Source organism: Streptomyces coffeae (assembly GCF_016741875.1).
GTDB lineage: Bacteria > Actinomycetota > Actinomycetes > Streptomycetales > Streptomycetaceae > Streptomyces > Streptomyces coffeae.
Genome location: NZ_JAERRF010000004.1, coordinates 429,566 through 453,771 on the forward strand (window position 1 = coordinate 429,566; position 24,206 = coordinate 453,771).

Sequence of the window (24,206 nt, forward strand, 5' to 3'; positions counted from 1 at the left end):
GCAGCCTCCTCAAGGCGGGCCGAGCACGAGCCGGGCCACTCAGAGGTATCCGCTGCCAGGCCATCCGTCAATCAGATGCGCCCAGACGGGTGTTCGCACGTCAGCCGCCTGCGGCGCGTCACCGGTCCAGACCGGTGACGCGCCGTTGGCTCACCGCGTACCGACCGCGGCTCGTACCGCTCGCCGGGCCAGCGCACAGTCGTCGTGCAGCCGGCGCAGCAGCAACCGCTGCTCCTCGCCCGCCGGGATCGCGCCCGGCGCCACGGGGGTGGGGTCGTGCATGGTGCGCTGCACGGCGGTCTCGTACTGGCGGATCTCCCGGGTCAGCACCAGCATCAGATTCACCAGGAAGGAGTCCCGCGCGGCCGGGCCCGCCGCCTGCGCCAGCTGGCTGATCTGCCGTCGGGCCACCGGGGCGTCGCCCAGCACCGTCCACAGTGTGGCCAGGTCATATCCGGGCAGATACCAGCCCGCGTGGTCCCAGTCGAGCAGCACCGCGCCCGAGGGGGACAGCAGGACGTTGTTCAACAGGGCGTCACCGTGGCAGAACTGTCCCTGCGCCTGCCGCCCGGGGGCGTGCGAAAGACCCAGCAGCAGCTTCTGGAGGTCGCCCATGTCCCGGTCGGTCAGCAGCCCCAGCTCGTGGTAGCGCGACAGTCGGGCCGCGTAGTCGAGCGGGGCGTCGAACAGGTCCGCGGGCGGCCGCCATTGGTTGATCCGGCAGATGGCGCTCAGCGCGGCCCGGATGTCGGTGCGCTGCGGCGGCTCCATGGGGTGGCGCTGCGAGGCGGCGACGCGGCCGGGCATCCGCTCGATGACCAGTGCGCAGTTGTCCGGGTCGGCGGCGATCAGCCGGGGCACCCGTACGGGCGGCCGCTGGCGCACGAACGCCCGGTACATCGCTATCTCCCGGCGGAACCGCTCGGCCCACGCCGGGGAGTGGTCCAGCAGGCACTTGGCGACCGCGGTGGTGCGGCCGGTGGTGCCCACCAGGAGCACGCTCCGTCCGCTGCGCCGCAGCACCTGCACCGGATTGAACTCCGGACAGATGCGATGGACCGATGCGATCGCGGTGCGCAGCTGCGCACCCTGAGGACCGGACACGTCGAGTCTCCCGCGGGGCGGCACGTGGCCGAGGGCGGCGGTCCGCCGGGCGCGGCCGCTGTGGGAGGGATCGAGGTACGGCCCAGTGCCGGGCAGCTGCCGCCGGTACGGCCGGGGTGGGACGGACACGGAGGACGATGCTGCGTACATGGGCGAGACAGATCCCTTCGTGTGCCGACGAATGCGTACGCTCCCGGCCCCGTGACGGGGCCGCACCCTGGGGAATGCGGTCGATTTCGCTCGAGCCGCCACCGGGCCGGGTAACGCGCTTCTACACCACACCCGCGCGCAGGTGGCACACCATCTGGCGGACCCTGGCGAACCCTGGCGAATAGTCGCACGGCCCGTGACGGGACCGTTACTGTCGAGCCAGCCGAGGAACCTGGGGGCTTGACGTGACGAGGGAACCCAACACCCGTCTTGCGGACCTGTTCGGCCTCGCCGGCTGGTCCAAGGGCGAGCTCGCGAGGCTCGTGAACCGGCGGGCGGCGGCCATGGGCCATCCGCAGCTGGCGACCGACACTTCGCGGGTGCGGCGTTGGATCGACACCGGCGAGACGCCGCGCGATCCCGTGCCCAAGGTGCTGGCGGCCCTGTTCACCGAGCGTCTCGGTCGTGTCGTGACCATCGAGGACCTCGGGTTCGGACGAGGGGGGCGCGCGGGAAAGGGGCAGTCCGCCGATGGGCTGTTCTGGCCCCCCGAGTCCACGGCCGCGGTCCTCACCGAATTCACGGGAATGGACCTTATGTTCAACCGACGCGGCTTGGTGGGTGCGGGCGCCGCGCTCGCCGCGGGATCCGCCATCACAGGTGCCATGAGCGACTGGCTGCTCTCCGACCCCACCCTCGCCTCCGACGCCCCCCGTACCGACCAGCCCCTGTCCGCCGAGCCGGCGGGCTTCGACCGTTATGAAGCCGCCCCCGTGGGCTCCCAGGAGATCGACGCGCTGGAGACCTCGGTGGAGGTCTTCCGCGCCTGGGACGCGGCGCGTGGCGGCGGACTCCAGCGCAAGGCCGTGGTGGGCCAGCTCAACGAGGTGGGCGGCATGCTCGCCTATCACCACCACCCCGAGCACCTCCAGCGCAGGCTGTGGGGGGTGGCGGCCAATCTGGCCGTGCTGGCCGGCTGGATGTCCCATGATGTGGGCCTCGAACCCACCGCCCAGAAGTACTTCGTGATGGCGGCGCACGCGGCCCGGGAGGGCGGCGACCGCCCGCGCGCCAGTGAGGCGCTGTCCCGGGCCGCCCGCCAGATGGTGCACATCGGCCGCCCGCAGGACGCCCTGGAGCTGATGCAGCTGGCCAAGTCCGGTGCGGGCGACGAGGCGTTGCCCCGTACCCGCGCCATGTTCTGCACCATCGAGGCGTGGGCACAGGCGTCGATGGGGCACGGCCAGGCGGTGCGCCGCACCCTGGGCGAGGCGGAGGAGCTGTTTGTCTCGGACCGGGACCGCGGACCGTCGCCGAGCTGGATGCAGCTGTTCAACGAGGCGGATATGCACGGGATGCAGGGGCTGATCTACCGCACCCTCGCCGAGCACGACCCCTCGGTCGCCTCGCTCTCCCAACGCCACGCCAAGGAGGCGCTGCGGATGCGGGAGGGCGGCCGTCAGCGGTCGCAGATCTTCGATCACATCTCCATCGCCTCGGCCTGCTTCATCGGTGACGACCCGGCACAGGGCGACCGCCACGCACGACAGGCGCTGGACACCATCGAGCAGAACTCCTCCCACCGCACCTGGGACCGGCTGCGCGAGATGTACGGGCTCACCGCCCGGTACGCGTCCTCCCGGCCGATCCGGGAGCTGCGGGAGGAGATCCAGCAGGCGCTGCCCAAGAGCACCGCCACCAAGGGAGCGAAGGGGGCGGGTCCTGGAGTGAAAGGGGCGGGCGACACGGCCAGGAGCGCGGCGGTCTAGCAACCGCCGCCCCACTGGCTCTGAGGATCAACGCCGTTCCCGTCGCGCGGAGTTGAGCAGAGGTGGAGTGCTGGTGGAGTGCCGGTGGAGTGTCTGATCGTTAGGAGCCGACTTTGGCGATCAGTACACAGGCGTCGCCCTCACGGCGCTCGTCACCGAACGCCTCAACGACCGTCCGTACGCAGTCCTGTGCGCCACGGGCGGCGGCGAACCGTGGCGCGAGGGTGAGCAGCCGCTCGGTGGCGTCCTCGGCGTCCTGGGCGAGGCCGCCGGTGTGCAGCAGCAGGAGGTCGCCGGGCTCCAGCCGTTCTTCGGCCTGGGTGTACGCGGCTCCGGTGGTGGCGCCGAGCAGCACTCCGCCCGGCGGCGTCAGCGCGCGCCCCCTCCCGCCGCGGAAGAGCAGCGGGGCGGGGTGCGCGGCCTGCGCCCACACCAGGGTGCGGGTGCGCGGGTCGTACCGGCCGCAGACGGCACTGCCCAGCGCGGGCTGCGAGGAGACCCCGAGCAGCTGGTTGAGCCGCCCCATGAGCGGTCCCGGCTCGATCCCGGCGACCGCCATGCCGCGGACGGCGCCGAGCAGCATCGCCATCCCCGAGGTCGCGGCGACCCCATGGCCGGTGAGGTCGCCGACGCTCAGCAGGGTCCGGCCGTCCGGCAGCTCGAGCGCGTCGTACCAGTCGCCGCCGATCCGCGCGCTGGTCTCGGAGGGGAGGTAGTGCGCGGCCAGGTCGAGGCCGTCGAGGCCGGGATCCTGGGCCGGTGCCCCCGGGGCGGTGCTGTCCGGGAGGCGCAGCGAACCGCGCCAGGGCGGCAGCACGGCCTCCTGGAGCTCGACCGCCAGCCGGTGCTCGGTGCGGGCCGCGTACCGCTGGCGCTGGAGCGAGTCCTGGGTCTCGCGCACCGCCCGCTGGCTGCGGCGCAGCTCGCTGACGTCCCGGAGCACGGCCCACATGGACGCGGTGCTGCCGTCGGCGTCGAAGACGGGCTCGCCCGCCATATGGATGGTGCGGACCGCGCCGTCCGCGCGCACCACGCGGAACTCCCCGTCGATCGGCTTTCCGTCCACCAGACAGTCCGTGACCATCGCGGTCAGTGCCTGCTGGTCCTCGGAGAAGACCCAGGAGGGCAGCTCGTCAAGGGTGAGTCCGCCGTCCTCGGGGGTGCGGCCGAAGATCCGGCACAGCTCCTCGGACCAGATCACCTCGTCGGTGAGCAGATTCCACTCCGCGCTGCCGACCCGGCTGAGCAGCGAACCGCGCGCGGCGGAGGTGCCGCCCGGCTCCGCGGCGGCCTCGCCCGCGGCCCCGGTGCCGCTTTCCTCGGTGCGGGGCCCGGGTACGGTCCGCGCCCCGGGCCGCTCCGGCTGGTCCGCGGGCAGCCCCTCGCGCAGCTGGCCCAGATGCTGGCCGAGGTCGTCCAGATGGTGGACGGCGAGATCGCACAGCGCGCGCTGCCAGCGCAGCTGCGGGTCGTGGTCCCCGTCCAGATCGACCGAGGTGTCTCTGCGGACGGCGTCGACCCGGCCACGGAGCCGCTCGGTCTGCGAGATGAGGGCGTCGACCGTGCCGCGCCGGGGCGGCTGGACTGCGGGCTGGTCCGCGGAGCGGGGGGGCGGCATGACGTTCTCCGATACGGGCGCGGCGCGGCCGGATTCATGGGGCTGGACCGGTTACGACTGTTGCACAGGCTGCGACATCCCGTAACCGGTTTGGCAATACCCGATCCGGTGGTGCTTCTGGCATATGCCAGCGGCTGTCCTGGGACATTTCGCCCGCATCCGCCGGAAGAATTGGTTCCGGTAGGCTGCGACGCTCAGGGAATCCCTACAGTCCGGGCGTCCAGCAGGCATACCGCACCCGGACTCCGGCAAGAATGCCGGACGACGGAAATCCCGTTGCCAGCGAACCTCCCGCACCGGATGCTGACCTCATGTTCGATCCAGACATAGCGCCCAGCGGCACCCTGCTCGGCCTCCTCCAGAGAGGCCGCGGCGACGGGACCCTGCACGCCCTCGCGGCGCCGCGGGCCGAGGCGCTCGCGGCACTGCACCACTGCGTGCTGCGCGACCCCCGCCGTGACTGGCAGGTCGAGAACCGCTCCCTCTACTACGCCCGGCTCTGTCTCGACCTCGACGCCGGCCTCGACGCGATCGAACAGCATCTCTTCCACCCCGATGACCTGCTCGACACCGACGAGCAGCGCACCGGGCTGGCCCTGGCCGTCCTCGGCCACCTCGCCTCCTACGACCGGCTCGACGCCCTGCGGCTGCTGCGCCGCTACGCCGCGGCCGGGTCCAACTGGGAATGGGCCCTGGACGAGCTGGCCCTGCGCGACGACGACACCGGGCTGCGCGCCCTCGCCCCCGCGATCCTCGCCCGCTTCCCCGAGGGCCCCGACGGCGACGCCGAACTGGCCGCCGCCATGCGCGGCGCCTATGAACCCCGGCCCTGGCGGCTGTGGGCCGACGACCCGCGGTACGGACAGCGGGTGCGCGCCGCGCAGGAGCGGGGCTCCTTCGACCGCTGGCAGCGCCAGCTGCGGCCCACGGGCCCGCGCCCCGGCTGGAGCGTCCACGACGTCCTCCGCTGGGCCCAGCAGGAGCACGACCTGCGGCCGAGCGCCCGTACCCCGGACGCGGCGGCCCGTATCCTCATCGCCGTCGCCGGCCCCGAGGACCGGCCCGAGCTGCTCGCCGCCGCCGCCTCCGCCCCGGACGCGGCCCGCGCGGCGGCCCTGCGGCACCTCGCGGAGACCGGCGATCCCGAGGTGCTGGACCTGATCGAACTCGCCGTGACCGAGCCGGACGCCACCGAACTGGTCTCCCAGGCGGCCCTCTCCGCCTTCGAGCGGATGCGCAGCATCACCGCCCTCGACCACGCCCGCGTCTGGGCCCACCGCCCCGACGCCCTCGGCGACGCCGCCGCCGCGATGCTCGCCTGCCGCGGCGGCCAGTACGACGCCCCCCTCGTCCTCTCCGCCCTCCGCCGCACGGTCCGTGGCGACGGCCCCGACGCCCAGGCCCTGTGGACCCTCGTCGACGGCGCCGGACGCCTGGCGATCACCTGTGCCGCGCCCGTCCTGCGCCATATCTACCGCGAAACCGCCTCGTCCCACCTCCGCGGCCGCGCCGCCCGAGCCCTCGCCGCCACCGATCCGTCATTCGCCGCGGGATTCGCCGTCGAGTGCCTCTGGGACTGCGAGGAGAGCACCCGCGAAGTAGCCGCCCACCACGCCGCCACCGCCGACGCCCGCGTCGTGGAGCAGCTCCGCCGCCTGGCCACCGACCCCGCGGAGGAGGCGGACGTGCAAACCGCCGTCCGCAGCCGCATCGGCCCCGACGCGGCCGGCGTCTGACCGACGCCCGGCGTCCGCCTGCCCCGGGTCCACCTCGCCCGCCGTCGTCGGCGCCCGCGACGCTTGCGGCCTGTCCGTCCGGCGGTCGGGTCCGACACCGTCCGGCACGGGCCTCGCCGCGGTGCCCGTCATCCGTTGGGGTCGCGTGGGGTCGCGATCCGTGTGCGGCACGGGCGAGTCACCTCGCTGTCGTCGGCGCCGCTGTCCGCGACCGAGCTCGTCGTGTGAGTCGGGGGGTCTGGCATGGCCCAAGGCCACCTCGCCCCAGGCGGCATTCGCCCGTTGCGCCGCGGCCCGACCCCGACAGGCCCCGCCGGGCGGAGTCGCCTGGGTGGTCTCGGAGCCACCGTGCCGCTGCCGTCCCGGGCTCTGACGTGTCCGGTGGCCCTGGCGGGAGGGTTAGCGTGCTGGTGCGTCGGGGCGGGCGGGGTGCCTGTAGTCACCCGCCGCGACCCCAGCGTTGCCCTCCGGCGGGACGTGAGCCCGGCCGGGGCAGGCAACCCGGTGGGCGGGGTCGGCGTCTGCGCGGAGTTCCGGCGGGTTGGCCGCAGTCCGCGCCGGGCCCGGTCCGCTCGGTCGCCCGCGCCGCGGCGCGGCGACGGGGCGCCGGTGGCCGCCCACGGCAATCCGGACGCCGCCTTCCGGCGCATGGCGCCGACGCCACCCGGCGCGATCCCGGTGGGCCCTCCGGCCCGGACGTGTGTCGGGCCGGGGCAGGCAACCTCGTCGGCGGGCCGTGCGTCTTTCCTCGCGTCGTCACCATGCGTGCCCTCGCGAGTCGCACATGTCACCTGCCCCGCCGAGGAAAACCGCGCACCGCGCGGCTCGGCTTCGGGTGGGTTCGTCCGGTGATGGCGGGCCATGACCGGGGCCACCCACCCCTTCCGCGGGCCGTGAGGGCCAACGCTCATGGGACGTTCCACGGCACGAAACGTGCTCGATGCCGGGGCCACCCTTCGTACGCCGACAACACCGGTATGCGAGTCGCCATCGTCACTGAATCCTTCCCGCCCGACATCAACGGCGTCGCTCATTGCACGCTCCAGACCGCCGACCACCTCCACCGGCTCGGTCACGAGCCGATGGTCATCGCCCCCGCCGGTCCGCCCGGAGGGCAACCCGCCGTCTCCGGTGACGAGCCACCGGAGAGCCAGGGGGAGCTCGACCGGTCGCATCCGTACCCCGTCGTCCGTATTCCGTCCCTCCCGCTGCCCGGCTATCCGCAGGTGCGCGTCGCGCTCCCCAGCCGCCGCCTCGCCACCGCGATCACCTCCCACGGCAGTGACCTCGTCCACCTCGCCAGCCCCTTCGTGCTCGGGGCGCGGGGGATGACGGCCGCGCTGCGGCTGCGGATACCTGCCGTCGCCGTCTACCAGACCGATCTGGGCGGCTACGCCCGTACCTACCTCGGCGCGGGGGAGAACGCGGCCTGGCGGCGGATCCGGGCCGTGCACACCGCGGCCGACCGGACCCTCGCTCCCTCCACCGCCGCCGCCCGCGACCTCGAGGAGCACGGGGTGCCGCGGATCCGGCTGTGGCCGCGCGGGGTGGACACCGAGCGGTTCCACCCGTCCCGCCGCGACCCCGAGCTGCGCCGTGCCCTCGCGCCCGGCGGCGAGCTGATCGTCGGCTACATCGGCCGTCTCGCCCCGGAGAAGAACGTCGAACTGCTCGCCCCGCTCTGCTCCCTCCCCGGTGTGCGGGTGGTCGTGGTCGGGGACGGGCCGAGCGAGCCCGCGCTGCGGGCGGCGATGCCCCAGGCCCGCTTCCTCGGCCGCCGCACCGGCGAGGAACTGGCCCGCATCTTCGCGTCGCTGGACGTCTTCGCCCACACCGGACCGCAGGAGACCTTCTGCCAGACCGTGCAGGAGGCGCAGGCCAGCGGTGTCGCGGTGGTCGCGCCCGCCGCGGGCGGCCCGCTCGACCTCGTCGACCACGGACGGACCGGACTGCTGGTGCCGCCCGGCGACTCCACCGAGGTGCGGGACGCCGTCTCGCTGCTGGCGGCCGACGCCCGGCTGCGCGCGTCGCTCGGACGTGCCGCCCGGGACGCGGTCGAGGGCCGCACCTGGGGAGCCGTCGTCGACCAGCTGGTCGACCACTACGCCGACGTGCTGATGACCCGTACGGCGGTGGCGGCATGACCGGCGACCAGATCCAGCCCCGGACCCAGCACCCGCTGCGTATCGTCCGGCTCGCCAACTTCGTCACCCCCGCCTCCGGCGGCCTCCGCACCGCGCTGCGCGAGCTGGGCGCGGGCTACCGGGCAGCCGGTCATGAACCGGTGCTGGTGGTGCCGGGCGAGCGCGCCTCCGACGAAGACACCCGCCAGGGACGGGTGATCACCCTCCCCGGGCCGTGCGTCCCCGGCACCGGCGGCTATCGCGTCCTCACCGACCGGCGTCGGCTGAGCGCCCTGCTGGAGTCGCTCGCTCCCGACCGGCTGGAGGTCTCCGACCGCACCACGCTGCGCTGGACGGGGGAGTGGGCGCGGCGCGCCCGCGTTCCCGCCGTGATGGTCTCCCACGAGAGCGCGGACGCCGTGCTGCGCACCTGGGGTGTGCCGGAGGCGTTCGCCCAGGGCGCCGCCGACCGGCTCAACCGGCGGACCGCACGGGCGTATGCGCGGATCGTGTGTACGACGGAGTGGGCGGCGCGCGAGTTTGTACGGATCGGCGCGCGGAATGTCGTACGCGCCCCCTTGGGCGTTGACCTGGAGCACTTCCACCCCGCCCACCATGACGCACGGCTGCGCGACCGCCACCGGGGCGATGCCGCGGTGCTGCTTCTGCTGGCCTCACGCCTGTCACCGGAGAAGCGCCCGGGCCGCGCCCTCGACGCACTCGCCGAACTCCGGCGGCGCGGGATCCCGGCGGCGCTTGTGGTCGCGGGCGACGGCCCGCTCCGTGGACGGCTGGAGGCCCGTGCCCGTACCGAAGGGCTTCCGGCGTCCTTCCTCGGCCATGTCGCGGACCGTGCCGACCTCGCCGCGCTCCAGGCCAGCGCGGACGTCGTCCTGGCGCCGGGCCCGGCGGAGACCTTCGGACTGGCCGCGCTGGAGGCGCTGGCATGCGGTTCGCCCGTGGTGGTCAGTGAGCTCTCCGCGCTCCCAGCCATCGTCGGAGCGGCGGGTGTGACGGCGGCCGACAGCGGACCGGCCTTCGCGGACGCGGTGGAACGGATCCTGGACCGCTCGGAGCCGCTGCGCCGCGCCACGGCGCGGGCCCGGGCGGAGCGTTACGGCTGGCCCGCCGCGGTCGCCTCCTTCCTGGCCGCCCACGACGCGCCGCTCGACGCCGCCCCGGTGGGGGAGGGCGAGCCGGCGGTCGGCGTTCCGGCGCACCACGAGGTATCCGACGGTGTCGCGTGCGACGGCGCCCCGGACCCGGCCGCGCCCCGGCCCGGGTACGGCCCGGTGGCGCACTGCCCCACGGCCAACCGGCCCGCCCACGAGGCCATGGGCGGTGTGCGGTGAGCGCGTCCCGCGCCATGGCGGGGGAGGGGCGGCGGCCGGACGCCGGACGGTCGACGGAGCCGACGGAGCCCGCGCCCGTGACCGTCGCGGATCCGCCGGAGCCCGCATCCGCCCCCACGCGAACACCGGCTCCGGGGCCCGAGCCCCTCCCGGACGGTGAACCCGAAACGGGCACAGCCCTGCGCACCCTGCCGCCCGCCGCCCCGTCCGCGGCTCTCGTTCCGGGTGCCACATCCTCCTGGGCCGCCGAGCCCGGGACCGCCCCTGCCCTGTGCCCCCTGCCGCCCCTCGCCCCATCTCCGGCCCTCAGCCCCGGCGCCGGATTCTCCCCGGCCGCCGAGCCCGCCGCGACGCCGCACACCGCGAGGTCCGGGCGCCTTGCGGGTGCCGCGTGCGCGCCGGGTGCCGGATCCTCGGCCGTCGCCGCGGGGGACACCGCCCGCGGGCCCGTGCGGTTCGCCGCGCTCGGAGATTCGCTGAGCGAGGGGCTCGGGGATCCGGCGGCCGGGGGCGGGTGGCGCGGGTGGGCCGCGTTGCTGGCGGAGGCGGCCGGGCCGCGGGGCGGGGCGGAGGTGGAGCTGGTCAATGTGTCCCGCAGTGGCGCGCTGGCCGCCGATGTCGCCGAGGAGCAGCTGCCCGCCGCCCGCCGGGCCCGTCCGCATCTGGCGTCCGTCGTGGTCGGCGGCAATGACACACTGCGCGACTCCTTCGACATCCACCGCGTCGCCCAGGCCCTCGACCACACGATCGGCGCCCTCCGCGCGGACGGCGCCGTGGTGCTCACCGCCTGTCTGCCCGACCCGGGGCGGATGCTCGGGCTGCCGTCCGCGCTCGCCCGTCCGCTGGGGCGCCGGATGGGCGCCGTGAACACGGTGGTCCGTGCCCTGTCCGCGCGGTACGAGACGATCCATGTGGAGCTGGGCGAGCACTCCTGGGTGGCGGACCGGCGGGCGTGGAGCGTGGACCGGCTGCACCCCAGCGAACTCGGCCACCGGCTGCTGGCCCGGGAGTTCCACACCGCGCTCACCACCCGCGGCATCGCCATGGGCGAGCGGCCGTCGCTCGTCCTCGACGGCCCCACCCCCTCGGCCGCCGCGGCCGCGTGGTGGTTGGCGACCCGCGGCACCCGCTGGGTCGCGGACCGCTGCACCGATCTGCTGCCCGGACTGCTCGCCCTCGCGGCGCTGGAGTGGCGGCATCGGCTGATGGGCACCGAACACCTCCTCGAAAGCCGGGACGAACAGGCGGCCCTCGCCGCGCTCGCCGCCCTGGGCGGCGAACCGCGCCACAACGCCGAAAGCACCGCGTCCAGCACCGCACCCGTCTCCGCACCCGGCACCGCGTCCAGCACCGCACCCGTCTCCGCGCCCGGCACCGCGTCCAGCACCGCACCCGGCACCGCACCGCCGCCCGGCAAACCCCGCCCCACCCCACCCCACGCTGCGACAATGGCAGGATGACGGGTCGCTGGGAGTTCTGGATCGACCGTGGCGGGACCTTCACGGACGTCGTCGGCAAACGCCCCGACGGCCGTCTGGTCACCCGCAAACTCCTGTCCCACCACCCCGAGCGCCACCAGGACGCCGCCGTCGTCGGAATCCGGCAGACCCTCGGGCTCACGGCCGGGGAGCCGGTCCCGGCCGACCGGATCGCCGTCGTCAAGATGGGCACCACGGTCGCCACCAACGCCCTGCTGGAGCGCACGGGCGAGCCGACGGTCCTCGTGGTCACCGAGGGGTTCCGGGACGCGCTGCGGATCGCGTACCAGAACCGGCCGCGGCTGTTCGACCGCCGGATCGTCCTGCCCGAGGCGCTCTACGACCGGGTGATCGAGATCCCCGAGCGGGTGGACGCCCACGGCGGCGTCGTACGGCCGCTCGACCTCGCCGCCGCCACCGAGGGCTTGCGCACCGCGCACCGCGACGGCTTCCGCAGCGCCGCCGTCGTGCTGCTGCACGGCTACCGCCACACCGCGCACGAACAGGCGCTGGCCACCGCCGCCCGGGAGCTGGGCTTCACCCAGATCAGCTGTTCCCACGAGGTCAGCCCGCTGATGAAGCTGGTGTCGCGCGGCGACACCACCGTGGTCGACGCGTATCTCTCGCCGATCCTGCGCCGCTATGTCGAGGACGTGGCCACCGAACTGCGCGGTATCCGGCTGATGTTCATGCAGTCCAACGGCGGGCTGCGGGAGGCCGCCCACTTCCGCGGCAAGGACGCGGTGCTGTCCGGGCCAGCGGGCGGTGTGGTGGGGATGGCGCGGTCGTCCGAGGAGGCCGGTCACGACCGGGTCATCGGCTTCGACATGGGCGGCACCTCGACCGATGTGTCGCACTACGCGGGCGAGTTCGAGCGGGTCTTCGGCACCGAGGTGGCCGGGGTACGGATGCGGGCGCCCATGATGAACATCCACACCGTGGCCGCGGGCGGCGGTTCGGTGCTGCACTTCGACGGACGGCGCTACCGGGTGGGGCCGGACTCGGCCGGTGCCGTCCCCGGTCCCGCCTGCTACCGCCGCGGCGGCCCGCTGACCGTGACCGACGCCAATGTGATGCTGGGCCGGGTGCAGCCGGACCACTTCCCGGCGGTGTTCGGCCCGCACGCCGACCAGCCGCTGGACGCGGACACCGTCCGCGAGGGGTTCGCCCGGCTGGCCGAGGAGATCGCCGAGGCCACCGGCGACCGGCGCGGCCCGGAGGAAGTGGCCGCGGGCTTCCTGGACATCGCGGTCCTCAACATGGCCAACGCGGTCAAGAAGATCTCCGTACAGCGCGGCCACGACGTCACCCGCTACGCACTCACCAGCTTCGGTGGCGCGGGCGGTCAGCACGCCTGCGCGGTGGCCGACGCGCTGGGCATCGGCACGGTGATCGTGCCGCCGCTGGCGGGTGTGCTCTCCGCGTACGGCATCGGGGTCGCGGATGCCACCGCCATGCGGGAACACGCCGTCGAGGCCGAGCTGTCCGAGGAGTCGCTGCCCCGGGTGCGCGAGCTGTGTACCCGGCTCGCCGAGCGGACCCGCGCCGAACTGCTCGCCGACGGGGTCCCGGAGGAGACCGTGACCACCGAGGCCCGGGTCCATCTGCGCTACGCGGGCACCGACTCCACCCTCCCCGTCCCCCTGGACACCGTCCCCGCGATGGCCGGGGAGTTCGTCCACGCCCACCGCACCCGCTACGCCTTCACCATGGACAAGCCGCTGGTGGCCGAGGCGGTGTCGGTGGAGGCGACCGGCGCGGCCGGGCCCACCGGCGGCCACGCGGTGGAACAGCCGCCCCGGGAGGGCGAGGTGGCGCCCGTCGCCACCGTGCGGATGTTCACCGGAGGCACCTGGCAGCGGACGGCGCTGTACGAACGCGCCCGGATGCGCCCGTCGGACCGGGTCACCGGACCCGCGGTCATCGCCGAGGACGACGCCACCACCGTGGTCGACCCCGGCTGGCAGGCGGCCGTGGGCGAACGCGGCCATCTGCTGCTCACCCGGGTCCGGCCCCGTCCGCGCACGGTGGCCGTGGGCACCGAGGTGGATCCGGTGATGCTGGAGGTGTTCAACAGCCTCTTCATGGCCATCGCCGAACAGATGGGTCTGCGCCTGGAGAACACCGCCCACTCCGTCAACATCAAGGAGCGGCTCGACTTCTCCTGCGCCCTGTTCGACGCCGAGGGCAATCTCATCGCCAACGCCCCCCATATCCCGGTGCACCTGGGCTCCATGGGCGAGTCCATCAAGGAGGTGCTGCGCCGCAACGGGGACACGATGCGGCCGGGTGATGTGTACGCCATCAACGACCCGTACCACGGCGGCACCCATCTGCCGGACGTCACCGTGGTCACCCCGGTCTTCGACGAGGCGGGCACCGGTCTGCTCTTCCTCGTCGCCTCGCGCGGACACCACGCCGAGATCGGTGGGATCACCCCCGGCTCCATGCCCGCCTTCAGCCGCACCATCGAGGAGGAGGGGGTGCTCTTCGACAACTGGCTGCTGGTGCGCGACGGTGTGCTGCGCGAGCGGGAGACCCGTGAGCTGCTGACCGGGGGGCCGTATCCATCGCGCGCCCCGGACGCCAACCTCGCCGATCTGCGCGCCCAGATCGCCGCCAACGAGAAGGGCATCCAGGAACTGCGCCGGATGATCGGCCAGTTCGGTCTGGACGTGGTGCACGCCTACATGGGCCACGTCCAGGACAACGCGGAGGAGTCCGTACGCCGGGTCGTCTCCGCCCTCGGCGACGGTGCGTACCGCTACGAGACGGACGGCGGCGCCGTCATCCAGGTCACCGTGACCGTGGACCGCGCGGCCCGGGGCGCCGTCCTGGACTTCACCGGCACCTCACCGCAGCGGCAGGGCAACGACAACGCGCCCAGCTCGGTGGTGATGGCCGCGGTGCTCTATGTGTTCCGCACCCTGGTGGCCGAGGACATCCCGCTCAACAGCGGCTGTCTCAAACCCCTCGACGTCCGGATCCCGGAGGGCTGCATGCTGGCGCCGGTCCATCCGGCCGCCACCGTCGCGGGCAATGTGGAGACCTCACAGGCCGTCACCGGGGCGCTTTACGCGGCCCTCGGCGTGCAGGCGGAGGGCTCGGGCACGATGAACAACGTGACCTTCGGCAACGACCGCGTCCAGTACTACGAGACCGTGGCCAGCGGCTCCGGCGCGGGCGACGGCTTCGACGGCGCGGACGCGGTGCAGACCCATATGACCAACTCCCGGCTGACCGACCCCGAAGTGCTGGAGTGGCGCTATCCGGTGCGGGTGGAGAGCTTTGGGATCCGCACCGGCAGCGGCGGCCGCGGCCGGTGGCGCGGCGGCCACGGCGTCACCCGCCGCATCCGCTTCCTGGAGCCCATGACCGTCGCCCTGCTCACCGGCCACCGCAGGGTGGCCCCGTACGGGATGGCGGGCGGTGAGCCGGGCGGGCTCGGCGCCAATCTGATCGAGCGCGCGGACGGCTCCGCCGAGCACCTCGACGGCCGTGATACCGCGGACGTCGGCACCGGCGACATCCTCGTCGTCCGCACCCCGGGCGGCGGCGGATACGGGCCCCCGGCGGAGTGACGCGGCCTGGGGCGACCGTCGACCACCCGAACGCGTTCAGCTGCCCCTCGGTGGCCCGCGACGGGGTGCTCGGGCCGTGCGAGGAGGTCCTGCTGCCGGCCGTCCGGCTGCCGGCGGAACTGCGCGACTGAGGTAGTGCTCGAAGAATTGCCCGAAGAACTGCGTGACCGAGGGGTTGCGGCAGCGGGAGCCGTGAGTAGGTTGATTCCCCCGTTGTGACGTATGGCGCGTTCAAGACCGTTTGCGGTGGCGGGCATCGGTAACCCGAGACGTATCGAACCCGTCCGGATGCGCCCGCGTGACCACGGGCGCCCGCCCCGCGGACCGTGTGCGGCGAGGCCGAGGACGGGCAGCCGGAACCGAATGCACAGCACACGACCGAAATCACGGAAAGGGGCAGCCATGGAGTGGTGGCGGAACGCCGCGTGCACGGACGAGGATCCCGAGCTGTTCTTCCCGGTGGGGGTCGCCGGTCCTGCCGCCCAGCAGCAGGAGGCACGGGCCAAGCAGGTCTGCGGACACTGCCCGGTGACCCGGGCGTGCCTGGAGTACGCGCTCGAGACCGGGATGACCCACGGGGTGTGGGGCGGCACCGGTGAGGAGGAGCGCCGGGCACTGCGCCGCCGGGGACAGCGCCGGGCCAGGAACGCCGAGCGGACCCGGGAGCGGGCCGTGGCACACGCCGGAGGCCGTCGCGCCGCCCGCTGAACGGTCGCGACGGCCATGGGGGTTATGTGTACTATGTGCGTTACGCCGGGTTCGGCCGCCCCCACGAGACCCGGCCCAGCGGGGTGAACCGCACCGGGGTGCCCGGCGCGGCCTGCGCCGCGGCGGCGAGGCACCGCTCCGGGACGACCCCCACGACCGGGTAGCCACCGGTGGTCGGATGGTCGGCGAGGAAGAGCACCGGACGGCCGTCGGGCGGCACCTGGATGGCGCCGAGCGCCATTCCCTCACTGGGCAGTTCACCGTCCCGCGCCCGCTCCAGGGCGGGGCCCTCGGTCCGCAGCCCGATCCGGTTGCTGGCGGCCGAGACCCGGAAGTCACCGGTGGTCAGCGTGTGCAGCCCCGCGCGGGTGAACCAGTCGTCGCGCGGGCCGAGCACCATCGGGAGCACCAGCTCCCGCGGTACGCCCCGGTGGGGCACCCCGTCCACCCCGGGCGGCGCTTCCCCCGCGGGCCCGAGGCTGAGCACCGCACCGTCCGCGAGCGGAGCCGGACCGAGCCCGGAGAGCACATCGGTGGCGCGGCTGCCGAGCACCGGTTCGGCCCCGACCCCGCCGTCGAACGCCAGATAGCTGCGTACGCCATGGGTGGCGGCCCCGAGCTCCAGCAGCGCACCGTCCGGTACCCGCACGGGCGCGCCCCATGCGGCGGGGCGGCCGTCGACCGTGACCGGGCACGGCGCGCCGGTGACGGCCACGGTCGCCGTGCGGCGCAGCCGTACCGCACAGCCGGTCAGCGTGGTCTCCAGGGTGGCGGCTCCGTCGGCGTTCCCCACCAGGCGGTTGGCCAGCCGGTGGGCGGGCTGGTCGAGGGCGCCGGAGCGCGGTACACCGAGATGGGCGTGGCCGGTCCGGCCCAGGTCCTGGACGGTGGTCAGGGCGCCTGCCCGTTCCACCGCGAAGGCGCTGTCGGTCATGCCCCGCCCCCTTCCCCCGCCGTGGGCTCCCGCGGGACCGCCGTGGGCTCCCGCGGGACGAAGCGGACGCGGGTGCCGGGCGTCAGCAGTGCCGCCGGTTCGCGCGCGGCGTCCCACAGCACGGTGTCCGTGGTGCCGATGAGCTGCCAGCCTCCGGGGGAGGAGCGCGGATAGACGCCGGTGTACGGGCCCGCGAGCGCGACCGAGCCCACCGGCACCTTGGTCCGCGGGGTGGCGCGGCGCGGTACCGCGAACCGCTCCGGCAGCCCGGTGAGATAGCCGAAGCCCGGCGCGAATCCGCAGAAGGCGACGCGGAACTCGGTACCGCTGTGGACGCGTACGGCCTCTTCGGGGGTGACTCCCCAGAGCCCGGCGACCTCGGCGAGGTCCGGGCCGTCGTAGCCCACCGGGATCTCGAGGGTGGCGCCGTCGCCGCGGGTGAGGGGCGGTATGTCCCAGCCGGGCAGCTCGGCGGCGAGGTGGCCGGGGTTCTCGAGGCCGTCGAGGAACACGGTGCGGGCGGCGGGCACGATCTCGCGCACCGCGGGCAGCCGTCCGTCGGCCACCCGGCGCAGCAGCTCGGCGTGGAGCGCCTCGGCCGCGTCGCCGCTGCCGAGTTCGACGAGGAGCCCGTGGTCGCCGACGGGCAGGCTCCGGAGGGTCACGTGAACGCCGCCACGCGTACGCCGGCGGCCGTCAGCTCGCTCCGCACCCGGCGGGCGAGGTCGGCGGCGCCGGGGGTGTCGCCGTGGAGGCACAAGGAGCCCACCGCCACCTCGATCCGCCGGCCGTCGACGGAGGTGACGGCGTTGTCGCGGGCGAAGCCCAGGGCGCGTTTGACCACCGTGCCGGGGTCGGAGACCACGGCGCCGGGCTCGGTCCGCGGTACCAGGGTGCCCGCCGCGGTGTACGCGCGGTCGGCGAAGGCCTCGGCGACCACCGGCAGTCCGGCCGCGCGGGCCGCCTCGTGGAGCCGGGAGCCGGGCAGGCCCAGCACCGGCAGCGGTCCGCCCGCCGCGAGCCGTACGCCCTCGACGACGGCGGCGGCCTGCGCCTCGTCGTGCACACAGCGGTTGTACAGCGCGCCATGGGGTTTGACGTAGGACACCCGCGATCCGGCGGCGCGGGCGAAGATCTCCAACGCGCCGATCTGGTAGGCGATCTCATCGGCCAGTTCGCGCGGCGGGACGTCCATGGCACGCCGCCCGAAGCCCGCCAGGTCCCGGTAGGAGACCTGGGCCCCGACGCGGACACCGCGCTCGGCCGCCAGCTCGCACACCCGGCGCATGGTCGACGGGTCTCCCGCGTGGAAGCCGCAGGCGACATTGGCGCTGGTGACGATGGACAGCAGGGCCTCGTCGTCGGTGAGCTGCCAGCGGCCGAAGCCCTCGCCGAGGTCGGCGTTGAGATCGATCGACGAGTTCGCCAAGGGTGCGGTCATATCCGTCCGTTCGGGCGTGCGGATCGCGTACGGGTGGGGGAGAGTACGCGGGCGATGTGGTTGAGCGTCAAGGTAGGCGATCGTTGAACGATCCGACAAGAGTGTTGTTGTCCCGTTCTTGTTTCTGGGCTTGACTTCTCGCGATACGGAATGCGCGAAGCCGCAAAGAGGAGCAAAAGTGGCGAATGGGGACAACGGGGCCAACGGGACGCAAGGCGCGGAACGTCGGCTTGCGCAGGCGTCGGACGTCTCGGAGGGCTCCGGGGTCCCGGGACTGGAAGCCGACCGGGCGCTGCTGGGCCGCACCAGCACCGCGGAGCGGGTCGCGGACATCCTCCGCGACCGCATCGCCGAGGGCTTCTTCCCGCCCGGCACCCGGCTGTCCGAGGACAGCGTCAAGGGCGCCCTGGGCGTCTCCCGCAACACCCTGCGCGAGGCGTTCCGGCTGCTCACCCATGAACGGCTGCTGGTGCACGAGCTCAACCGCGGGGTCTTCGTCCGGGTGGTGACCGTCGACGACCTCAACGACCTCTACCGGCTGCGCAGGCTGGTCGAATGCGCCACGCTGCGCGGTCTGGGGGAGCCGCCGTACCCGCTGGAGGCGGTCGAGGCGGCGGTGGCGGCCGGTGAGCGCGCCGTGCAGGACCGGTCCTGGCAGGACCTGTCCACCGCCAACATCCGCTTCCACCAGGCGATCGTCGGCCTCGCGGGCAGCCCGCGCGCCGACGAGCTGATGCGCGCCGTCCTGGCCGAGCTGCGGCTGGTCTTCCATGTGATGGCCGACCCCCGCCGCTTCCACGCGCCGTACCTGGTCCGCAACCGGCAGATCCTGGAGGTGCTCCAGGCCGGGGACGCGGTGGAGGCCGAGCGGCTGCTCGCCTCCTATCTGGACGACTCCCAGCGGCAGTTGGTCGAGGCCTACGCGCAGAAGGTGGCCCGCGCCTAGGGCCTGCGCCGCCATGGACGATCCGACGGAACGAGAACAAGTCGGCTTCAGACTCTTGTCGGATCGTTGAACGAACATCTAGCCTCCGGTGCGTTCTCCTCACGCCGTCGTGCTCCGTACGCCGTCGTGGGGTCCTGCACGCGGAAGGCGGGGCGCATGATCGTTCTCCTTGGCGTTCTGGTGGTGATCCTCGGATTCGCCACTCGACGCAATCCCCTGCTGGTGGTCGGGGTCGCCGGTATCGCCACCGGGCTGCTGGGCAAGCTGTCGCCCCAGGAGGTCCTCGCGGCCTTCGGCAACGGCTTCGCCTCCAGCCGCTCGGTGACGATCTTCGTCATCACCCTCCCGGTCATCGGCCTCCTGGAGCGCCACGGGCTCCAGGAGCAGGCCCGGACCCTCATCGGCAAACTGGGCAAGCTCACCACCGGCCGGTTCCTCGCGCTCTACCTGGCGCTGCGCCAGCTGACCGCGGCCTTCGGCCTCATCAGCATCGGCGGCCCGGCCCAGAGCGTGCGCCCCATGGTCGCGCCGATGGCCGAAGGCGCCGCCGAGCGGCGCCACGGTCCGCTGCCGGAGAAGGTGCGCGAGCGGATCCGCTCCTACTCCGCCAGCTCCGACACCGTCGGGCTGTTCTTCGGCGAGGACTGCTTCCTGGCCATCGGCTCGATCCTGCTGATCACCGGCTTCGTCAACTCCACCTACCACACCCACCTGGAACCGTTGCAGCTCGCGCTGTGGGCCATCCCCACCGCCGTCTGCGCCTTCCTGATCCACGGCTCCCGGCTGCTGCGCCTGGACCGCTCGCTGGAGAGCCAGATCGCCGCCTCGGGCGGACCGTCCGCTGCCGTGGGCAGCCGCGCCGTGGAGGAGGCCAAGTGATCAAGGCCGAGTGGTTCTTCTGGCTCGTCGGAGCCGTCTTCCTCGCGATGGCCGCACAGATGGCCTTCGACCGCAGCAATCCCAAGCGCCATGGCTCCGCCGCCTTCTGGGGACTGCTGGGCGCCTGCTTCTTCTACAGCTCCTGGGTGACCGAGAAGAAGGCCCCCGCCGAGCCGCTGGGCGTCGCCGTCCTCGCCATGGTCTGCCTCGGCGGCTTGAACCTCACCGGACGCGGGGTCCCGCGGACCACCACCACCGAACAGCGTGTCGCCTCCGCCGCCCGGCTCGGCAACCGGCTGTTCATCCCCGCGCTCACCATCCCGCTGGTCGCCGTCATCTGCGCCTCGGCCGTCAAGCACTGGCACATCGGCGGCACCCCGGTGCTCGAAGAAGGCAGCGAGACCATCCTCGGCCTCGGCTTCGGCGCGGTCGCGGGGCTGCTGGTCGCCATGGTCGTGGTCCGCGAGCGCAGGCCCGCCGTGCCGCTGCACGCCGGGCGGTCGCTGCTGGAGTCCATGGGCTGGGCGCTGCTGCTGCCCCAACTGCTCGCCGTACTCGGCTCCATCTTCCAGGTGGCCGGGGTCGGCGACCAGGTCGGCAAGATCACCGAACAGCTGCTGCCGGACGGCCAGAAGTACATCGCCGTGGCCGTCTACTGCATCGGCATGGCCCTGTTCACCACCATCATGGGCAACGCCTTCGCGGCCTTCCCGGTGATGACCGCCGCCATCGGCTGGCCCGTACTCATCGAGCAGATGCACGGGGACGCGCCCGTGGTGCTCGCCGTCGGCATGCTCGCGGGCTTCTGCGGAACGCTGGTGACCCCCATGGCCGCCAACTACAACCTGGTGCCCGCCGCGCTGCTGGAACTCAAGGACCAGTACGGGCCCATCAAGGCACAGATCCCCACCGCCGGTGCGCTGCTGGTCTGCAACATCGCCATCATCTCGCTCTTCGCCTTCTGACCGGTTCGTCTTCTGACCGGTTCGCCTTCTGATCAGGGAGAGTTCTGATGACCCGGGTGCTGCTCACCGGTTTTGAACCCTTCGGGGGCGAGGAGGTCAATCCGTCGTGGGAGGCCGTCTCCCTGGTCGCGGCCGCTCCGCCGCCCGGCCTGGATCTCATCACCGCGCGGCTGAGCTGTGTCTTCGGCACCGCTCTCGAGGAGTTGGCCGCCGCGGTGGAGGCGGCCGACCCCGATCTGGTGCTGTGCGTCGGGCAGGCGGGCGGCCGCTCCCGGATCACCGTCGAACGGGTCGCGATCAACGTCGACGACGCCCGCATACCCGACAACGCCGGACAGCAGCCGATCGACGAACCCGTCGTGGCGGGCGGCCCCGCCGCCTACTTCGCGCCACTGCCGGTCAAGGCGTGTGTTGCCGCGGTGCGGGCGGCCGGGATCCCGGCCGCCCTGTCGCAGACCGCGGGCACCTTCGTGTGCAATCACGTCTTCTACGGACTCGCGCATCTGATCGCCACCCGGCGGCCGGCGATGCGCGGCGGTTTCGTCCACCTCCCGTACGCCCCCGGACAGGTCGTGGACCGGGACCAGCCGTCGCTGCCCGTCGCCACGGCCGCCGAGGCGCTCCGCGTCCTCGTCACCACGGGGGCGCACACCGGGACGGATCTGCGCATCTCCGAAGGAGCCACCCATTGATCCCGCCGCGCTGCGCAGGCTGTCCAAGGACGGACCACCCGGTCACGGGGCCGTAGACTGACGGGCCGGTGAGTCGCGGGAGACGCGCCGGTATCGCGCGCGTGGACGCGCATGCATGCGTGCACCCGCGTACGCAACCGGCGGGGGATCTCCGCGTCATAGCGGGATCTCCGTGCCGTTTCGTCCGTTGTCGGTGCGACGGCCTACTCTGTGCGACGTGACATCTCCACCCCCCGGGGTCGCTGCGCCCCAGCTCAACGGCCATGCCGGGCCTGCTCGCCCGGCACCGGGCCCGGCCGCCGACGAGGGCCTGGCCCGGCGGCTGCGCGCGCTCGCGTGCACCGCGCCGCTGCATGACCTCGACGCGCGCAAGGCCAATCTGGCGGGGGAGTACGGGGTGTACGCGATGGCCGAGGTCGCCCTCGCCGCCATCGACCTTGTCACGCTCCACATGGACTTCGACACCGGAGCCGACCACGACCAGATAGTGGCCAAGCTGCTGCCCCGGATCGCCGCCCAGGCTCCCCCGCGCCCCGCCGCCGAGCACGAGCGCGTCGCCCGCTGGGTGCTGGAGAACCTGATCAACGTCGGCAGTGTGGACCGCGGCTTCCGGGCGGTCTACGGCACTTTCGGCCCCGACGGCGCATATGTCCGGCGTGACTACGACTTCAAGCTGATCGAGGAGGTGCCGGGACCCGGCGGCACCGTCTATCTGCGCACCACCGACGAGGCGGTCAACGTTCTGGTCGGCGCCCTCGACACGGATGTCACCAGCGCCCAGATCGCCGCCGAGGTCAAGTTGGAGGTGCTGATCAGCCGCGGCCGTCTCGCCGACGCCCAACTCGCCGCCGAGCAGGCCCGCTACCGCACCGTCCAGTACTCGGAGACCCTGCGCCGCACCCTCGACGCCACCCGGCGCAACGTCCGCGCGGTCGACTGGCTGAGCACCGTCCCCGAGATGATCAACGAGGCGCTCGACCACGTCGCCGACCGCTACCGCCACGAGAACGCGATCCTCACCAACATCCGCAAGGCGCGCGACGAGGCTGCTTCTGGACGGGACTCCGAGCACAAGCGGCGCGCCGCCGAGCTGGTCGACATCGTCAAGGACTGCATCCGCCGTCACACCCAGCTCCAGTCCCGGCTGCTGGAGGCCGGGCCGCTGTTCCGCGCCGAGCAGGACCGCCAGGCGTTCGCCACGCCCGCCGCCCGCGCCGGACTCGACCTCTACGGACAGTTGCTGGCCCCGCTGCTCCCGCTCCCCGTGGAGCGCGCGGGCCGGGTCACCGACGCCTTCTTCGCCCGCGGCGCGGGCCTGCGCACCCCGACCTCGGTGCGGATGGGCGACCTGGTCGAGATGCTGCTCACCCCGCCGGTGGAGCGGGAGCACCTCGGCGCGGAGATGCCCGAGCCCGATCTGATCGCCACCCCCGACGACAGCCGCTTCAGCGAGGAACAGCTCGCGACGGCCATGGAGCTGCTCGACCTCCCGGCCGACGCCCCCCGCCGCCTCTCGGGCCTCCTCGCCGACGCCCGCCGCCGCGACGCCGACCTCCCGTACCTCATCGCCCTCCTGGCCGTGCACGCCGCGAGTCCTCCGGTCGGCACCGCGTACCGCCAGGGCGAGCAGCGCCTGCTCTTCGCCGTCGACGACGGCACCGAGCTGGACGACCCGGAGTTCGGCGGCGCCGACCTCATCGTCGGCACGGCTCTGCTGGACGCCGCCGGTATGGCCGCGGACCGGGCGGAGGTGGCCTGATGCCGCGCGACGCCCGACGGGCCGCCGTGTCCTTCGTCAACCGTGAGTACGCCCCGCGCAAGGAGCTTCACCCGTGACCGAGTACGACGCCCTCGACGAGGCGGCGCAGCCGGACCCCGCACCGGCGCCCGGCGGCGCGCCGGGCGGGGTCACCCCCGCCGACGCGGCCGACGCCGCGCGGCTGGTGGCCTTCGGGCTCCAGCCCAAGCTGCTGCCCGCGCGCGACGTCGAGTACGCCGAGCTGCTCCGCCGCCACCGCGACGAACCGGCCTTCGCCCGGCTCACCGACGCCGTCGCCGCCGGACTCGGCCTGATCGTGCTGGAGGTGTCCGCCCGCGCCGGGATGGCCGTCACCGCCGCCGAGGACTCCGTCTTCGCCGTCCGCATGGGCGACTACGCCCGCCGCGCCAACACCGACTCCGCCGACCGCTTTCTGCACGGCCTCGCCCATCTCGCCGTCGCCGCCCTGGCCTTCCCCCGCCCCGAGGACCTCGCCGACGACGGCTACATCGGCCGGATCACCGTCAACGGGGTCGATGCCTTCGTCCGCCAGGCGTGCCGCCGTCTGGAGGAGCGGGCCGAGGAGCAGGGCGACAACACCGATCCCGCCACCGACGCGCCCGGCCTGGAGGCCGCCTGGCGGGTGTACGCGCGGCGCAGCGCCACCGGCGCCACCAAGGACGCGCGCAGACTGGCCGGTTCGACCACCGGCATCGTCGGCAAGGCCGTGGCCTTCCTCGTCGACTCCGGTTTCCTCCAGCGCACCGGGGACGACGCCGGGGGCGCGTACCGCACCACCGCCCGCTACCAGCTCCAGGTGCGCGACATGGCGGCCGGTGCCGCCATGACCGAGTTGCTGGAGCTGGGCGTCGTGCCCGTCGGCGACGGGAGCGCGACCCTGCTGCCGCCCGATGACACCGACGACCTCGACCTCGTCGCGGACGCCGGTCTGCCGTTCCATTCCTGACGAC

At 73.6% G+C, this 24,206-nt stretch carries 19 protein-coding genes; 14 read left to right on the forward strand and 5 right to left on the reverse strand.

Annotated elements, in window-relative coordinates; genetic code table 11:
* Window positions 1–150: 150 nt before the first annotated feature.
* A complete protein-coding gene (locus JK363_RS09045) occupies window positions 151–1,254 on the reverse strand; it encodes an aminoglycoside phosphotransferase family protein (RefSeq protein WP_201873592.1) in 1,104 nt (367 codons plus the stop codon).
* Between the two features lie 245 nt (window positions 1,255–1,499).
* Between JK363_RS09045 and JK363_RS09050 the strand changes: the two genes are divergently transcribed.
* Window positions 1,500–3,023 (forward strand): DNA-binding protein NsdB, encoded by a 1,524-nt coding sequence (locus JK363_RS09050; protein WP_201873594.1) that lies wholly within the window; start codon window positions 1,500–1,502, stop codon window positions 3,021–3,023.
* Window positions 3,024–3,123: 100 nt separating this feature from the next.
* Here JK363_RS09050 and JK363_RS09055 read toward each other — a convergent pair whose 3' ends face one another.
* A complete protein-coding gene (locus JK363_RS09055; RefSeq protein WP_201873598.1) occupies window positions 3,124–4,641 on the reverse strand; it encodes a PP2C family protein-serine/threonine phosphatase in 1,518 nt (505 codons plus the stop codon).
* A gap of 311 nt (window positions 4,642–4,952) precedes the next feature.
* Between JK363_RS09055 and JK363_RS09060 the strand changes: the two genes are divergently transcribed.
* The 7 genes from JK363_RS09060 to JK363_RS09085 all read left to right on the forward strand — a co-directional run bounded on the left by JK363_RS09060 (window position 4,953) and on the right by JK363_RS09085 (window position 15,619).
* Window positions 4,953–6,377, forward strand: coding sequence for a HEAT repeat domain-containing protein (locus JK363_RS09060; RefSeq protein ID WP_201873599.1), 1,425 nt, complete (start codon window positions 4,953–4,955; stop codon window positions 6,375–6,377).
* A 977-nt stretch (window positions 6,378–7,354) separates the two neighbouring features.
* A complete protein-coding gene (locus JK363_RS09065) occupies window positions 7,355–8,521 on the forward strand; it encodes a glycosyltransferase family 4 protein (protein ID WP_201873600.1) in 1,167 nt (388 codons plus the stop codon).
* Window positions 8,518–9,852: a glycosyltransferase gene (locus tag JK363_RS09070; protein WP_201873602.1), complete on the forward strand. Its 1,335-nt coding sequence runs from the start codon at window positions 8,518–8,520 to the stop codon at window positions 9,850–9,852. The genes JK363_RS09065 and JK363_RS09070 overlap by 4 nt, the downstream gene beginning before the upstream one ends.
* A 77-nt stretch (window positions 9,853–9,929) precedes the next feature.
* The gene (locus JK363_RS09075; protein ID WP_307821657.1) at window positions 9,930–11,312 is read left to right on the forward strand and encodes a GDSL-type esterase/lipase family protein; all 1,383 of its coding nucleotides are present in this window, start codon (window positions 9,930–9,932) and stop codon (window positions 11,310–11,312) included.
* Complete coding sequence (locus tag JK363_RS09080; RefSeq protein ID WP_201873603.1) at window positions 11,309–14,911, forward strand: hydantoinase B/oxoprolinase family protein; 3,603 nt, start codon at window positions 11,309–11,311, stop codon at window positions 14,909–14,911. Before JK363_RS09075 ends, JK363_RS09080 begins: the two co-directional genes overlap by 4 nt.
* Window positions 14,908–15,042: a hypothetical protein gene (locus JK363_RS43720; RefSeq protein WP_268981014.1), complete on the forward strand. Its 135-nt coding sequence runs from the start codon at window positions 14,908–14,910 to the stop codon at window positions 15,040–15,042. The genes JK363_RS09080 and JK363_RS43720 overlap by 4 nt, the downstream gene beginning before the upstream one ends.
* A 271-nt stretch (window positions 15,043–15,313) precedes the next feature.
* Entirely contained in the window at window positions 15,314–15,619 is a 306-nt protein-coding gene (locus JK363_RS09085) for a WhiB family transcriptional regulator (protein WP_201873604.1), read from the forward strand.
* Window positions 15,620–15,659: 40 nt separating this feature from the next.
* On the opposite strand, the gene JK363_RS09090 is transcribed toward JK363_RS09085, so the two are convergent.
* From JK363_RS09090 to JK363_RS09100, 3 genes are read right to left on the reverse strand one after another with little or no spacing between them, the layout of a single operon-like run.
* A complete protein-coding gene (locus JK363_RS09090) occupies window positions 15,660–16,553 on the reverse strand; it encodes a 5-oxoprolinase subunit C family protein (protein WP_201873605.1) in 894 nt (297 codons plus the stop codon).
* Window positions 16,550–17,218, reverse strand: a complete 669-nt coding sequence (pxpB, locus tag JK363_RS09095; RefSeq protein ID WP_201873613.1) for a 5-oxoprolinase subunit PxpB — start codon at window positions 17,216–17,218, stop codon at window positions 16,550–16,552. Before pxpB ends, JK363_RS09090 begins: the two co-directional genes overlap by 4 nt.
* Window positions 17,215–17,994, reverse strand: a complete 780-nt coding sequence (locus JK363_RS09100; RefSeq protein ID WP_201873615.1) for a LamB/YcsF family protein — start codon at window positions 17,992–17,994, stop codon at window positions 17,215–17,217. Before JK363_RS09100 ends, pxpB begins: the two co-directional genes overlap by 4 nt.
* 274 nt (window positions 17,995–18,268) lie before the next feature.
* Here JK363_RS09100 and JK363_RS09105 point away from each other — a divergent pair, with 274 nt between their 5' ends.
* From JK363_RS09105 to JK363_RS09130, 6 genes are all read left to right on the forward strand, one after another.
* Window positions 18,269–18,940 carry a GntR family transcriptional regulator gene (locus tag JK363_RS09105; RefSeq protein ID WP_201873769.1) on the forward strand — a complete coding sequence of 224 codons (672 nt, stop codon included), beginning with the start codon at window positions 18,269–18,271 and terminating at the stop codon, window positions 18,938–18,940.
* A gap of 156 nt (window positions 18,941–19,096) precedes the next feature.
* Entirely contained in the window at window positions 19,097–19,819 is a 723-nt protein-coding gene (locus JK363_RS09110) for a DUF969 domain-containing protein (protein WP_201873617.1), read from the forward strand.
* Window positions 19,816–20,784, forward strand: a complete 969-nt coding sequence (locus JK363_RS09115; RefSeq protein ID WP_201873619.1) for a DUF979 domain-containing protein — start codon at window positions 19,816–19,818, stop codon at window positions 20,782–20,784. The genes JK363_RS09110 and JK363_RS09115 overlap by 4 nt, the downstream gene beginning before the upstream one ends.
* Window positions 20,785–20,831: 47 nt before the next feature.
* Window positions 20,832–21,476, forward strand: a complete 645-nt coding sequence (pcp, locus tag JK363_RS09120) for a pyroglutamyl-peptidase I (RefSeq protein ID WP_201873627.1) — start codon at window positions 20,832–20,834, stop codon at window positions 21,474–21,476.
* Between the two features lie 217 nt (window positions 21,477–21,693).
* The gene (locus JK363_RS09125; RefSeq protein ID WP_201873629.1) at window positions 21,694–23,235 is read left to right on the forward strand and encodes a hypothetical protein; all 1,542 of its coding nucleotides are present in this window, start codon (window positions 21,694–21,696) and stop codon (window positions 23,233–23,235) included.
* 73 nt (window positions 23,236–23,308) lie between these two features.
* Window positions 23,309–24,202: a hypothetical protein gene (locus tag JK363_RS09130; protein WP_201873631.1), complete on the forward strand. Its 894-nt coding sequence runs from the start codon at window positions 23,309–23,311 to the stop codon at window positions 24,200–24,202.
* The last annotated feature ends 4 nt before the right edge of the window (window positions 24,203–24,206 follow it).

Excerpts from the sequence above, each read along its gene's own strand:
- JK363_RS09045 (WP_201873592.1), bottom strand. The coding sequence starts at position 1,254 with ATGTACGCAGCATCGTCCTCCGTGTCCGTCCCACCCCGGCCGTACCGG.
- JK363_RS09055 (WP_201873598.1), bottom strand. The coding sequence starts at position 4,641 with ATGCCGCCCCCCCGCTCCGCGGACCAGCCCGCAGTCCAGCCGCCCCGG.
- JK363_RS09060 (WP_201873599.1), top strand. The coding sequence starts at position 4,953 with ATGTTCGATCCAGACATAGCGCCCAGCGGCACCCTGCTCGGCCTCCTC.
- JK363_RS09065 (WP_201873600.1), top strand. The coding sequence starts at position 7,355 with ATGCGAGTCGCCATCGTCACTGAATCCTTCCCGCCCGACATCAACGGC.
- JK363_RS09070 (WP_201873602.1), top strand. The coding sequence starts at position 8,518 with ATGACCGGCGACCAGATCCAGCCCCGGACCCAGCACCCGCTGCGTATC.
- JK363_RS09080 (WP_201873603.1), top strand. The coding sequence starts at position 11,309 with ATGACGGGTCGCTGGGAGTTCTGGATCGACCGTGGCGGGACCTTCACG.
- JK363_RS09085 (WP_201873604.1), top strand. The coding sequence starts at position 15,314 with ATGGAGTGGTGGCGGAACGCCGCGTGCACGGACGAGGATCCCGAGCTG.
- JK363_RS09090 (WP_201873605.1), bottom strand. The coding sequence starts at position 16,553 with ATGACCGACAGCGCCTTCGCGGTGGAACGGGCAGGCGCCCTGACCACC.
- JK363_RS09100 (WP_201873615.1), bottom strand. The coding sequence starts at position 17,994 with ATGACCGCACCCTTGGCGAACTCGTCGATCGATCTCAACGCCGACCTC.
- JK363_RS09110 (WP_201873617.1), top strand. The coding sequence starts at position 19,097 with ATGATCGTTCTCCTTGGCGTTCTGGTGGTGATCCTCGGATTCGCCACT.
- pcp (WP_201873627.1), top strand. The coding sequence starts at position 20,832 with ATGACCCGGGTGCTGCTCACCGGTTTTGAACCCTTCGGGGGCGAGGAG.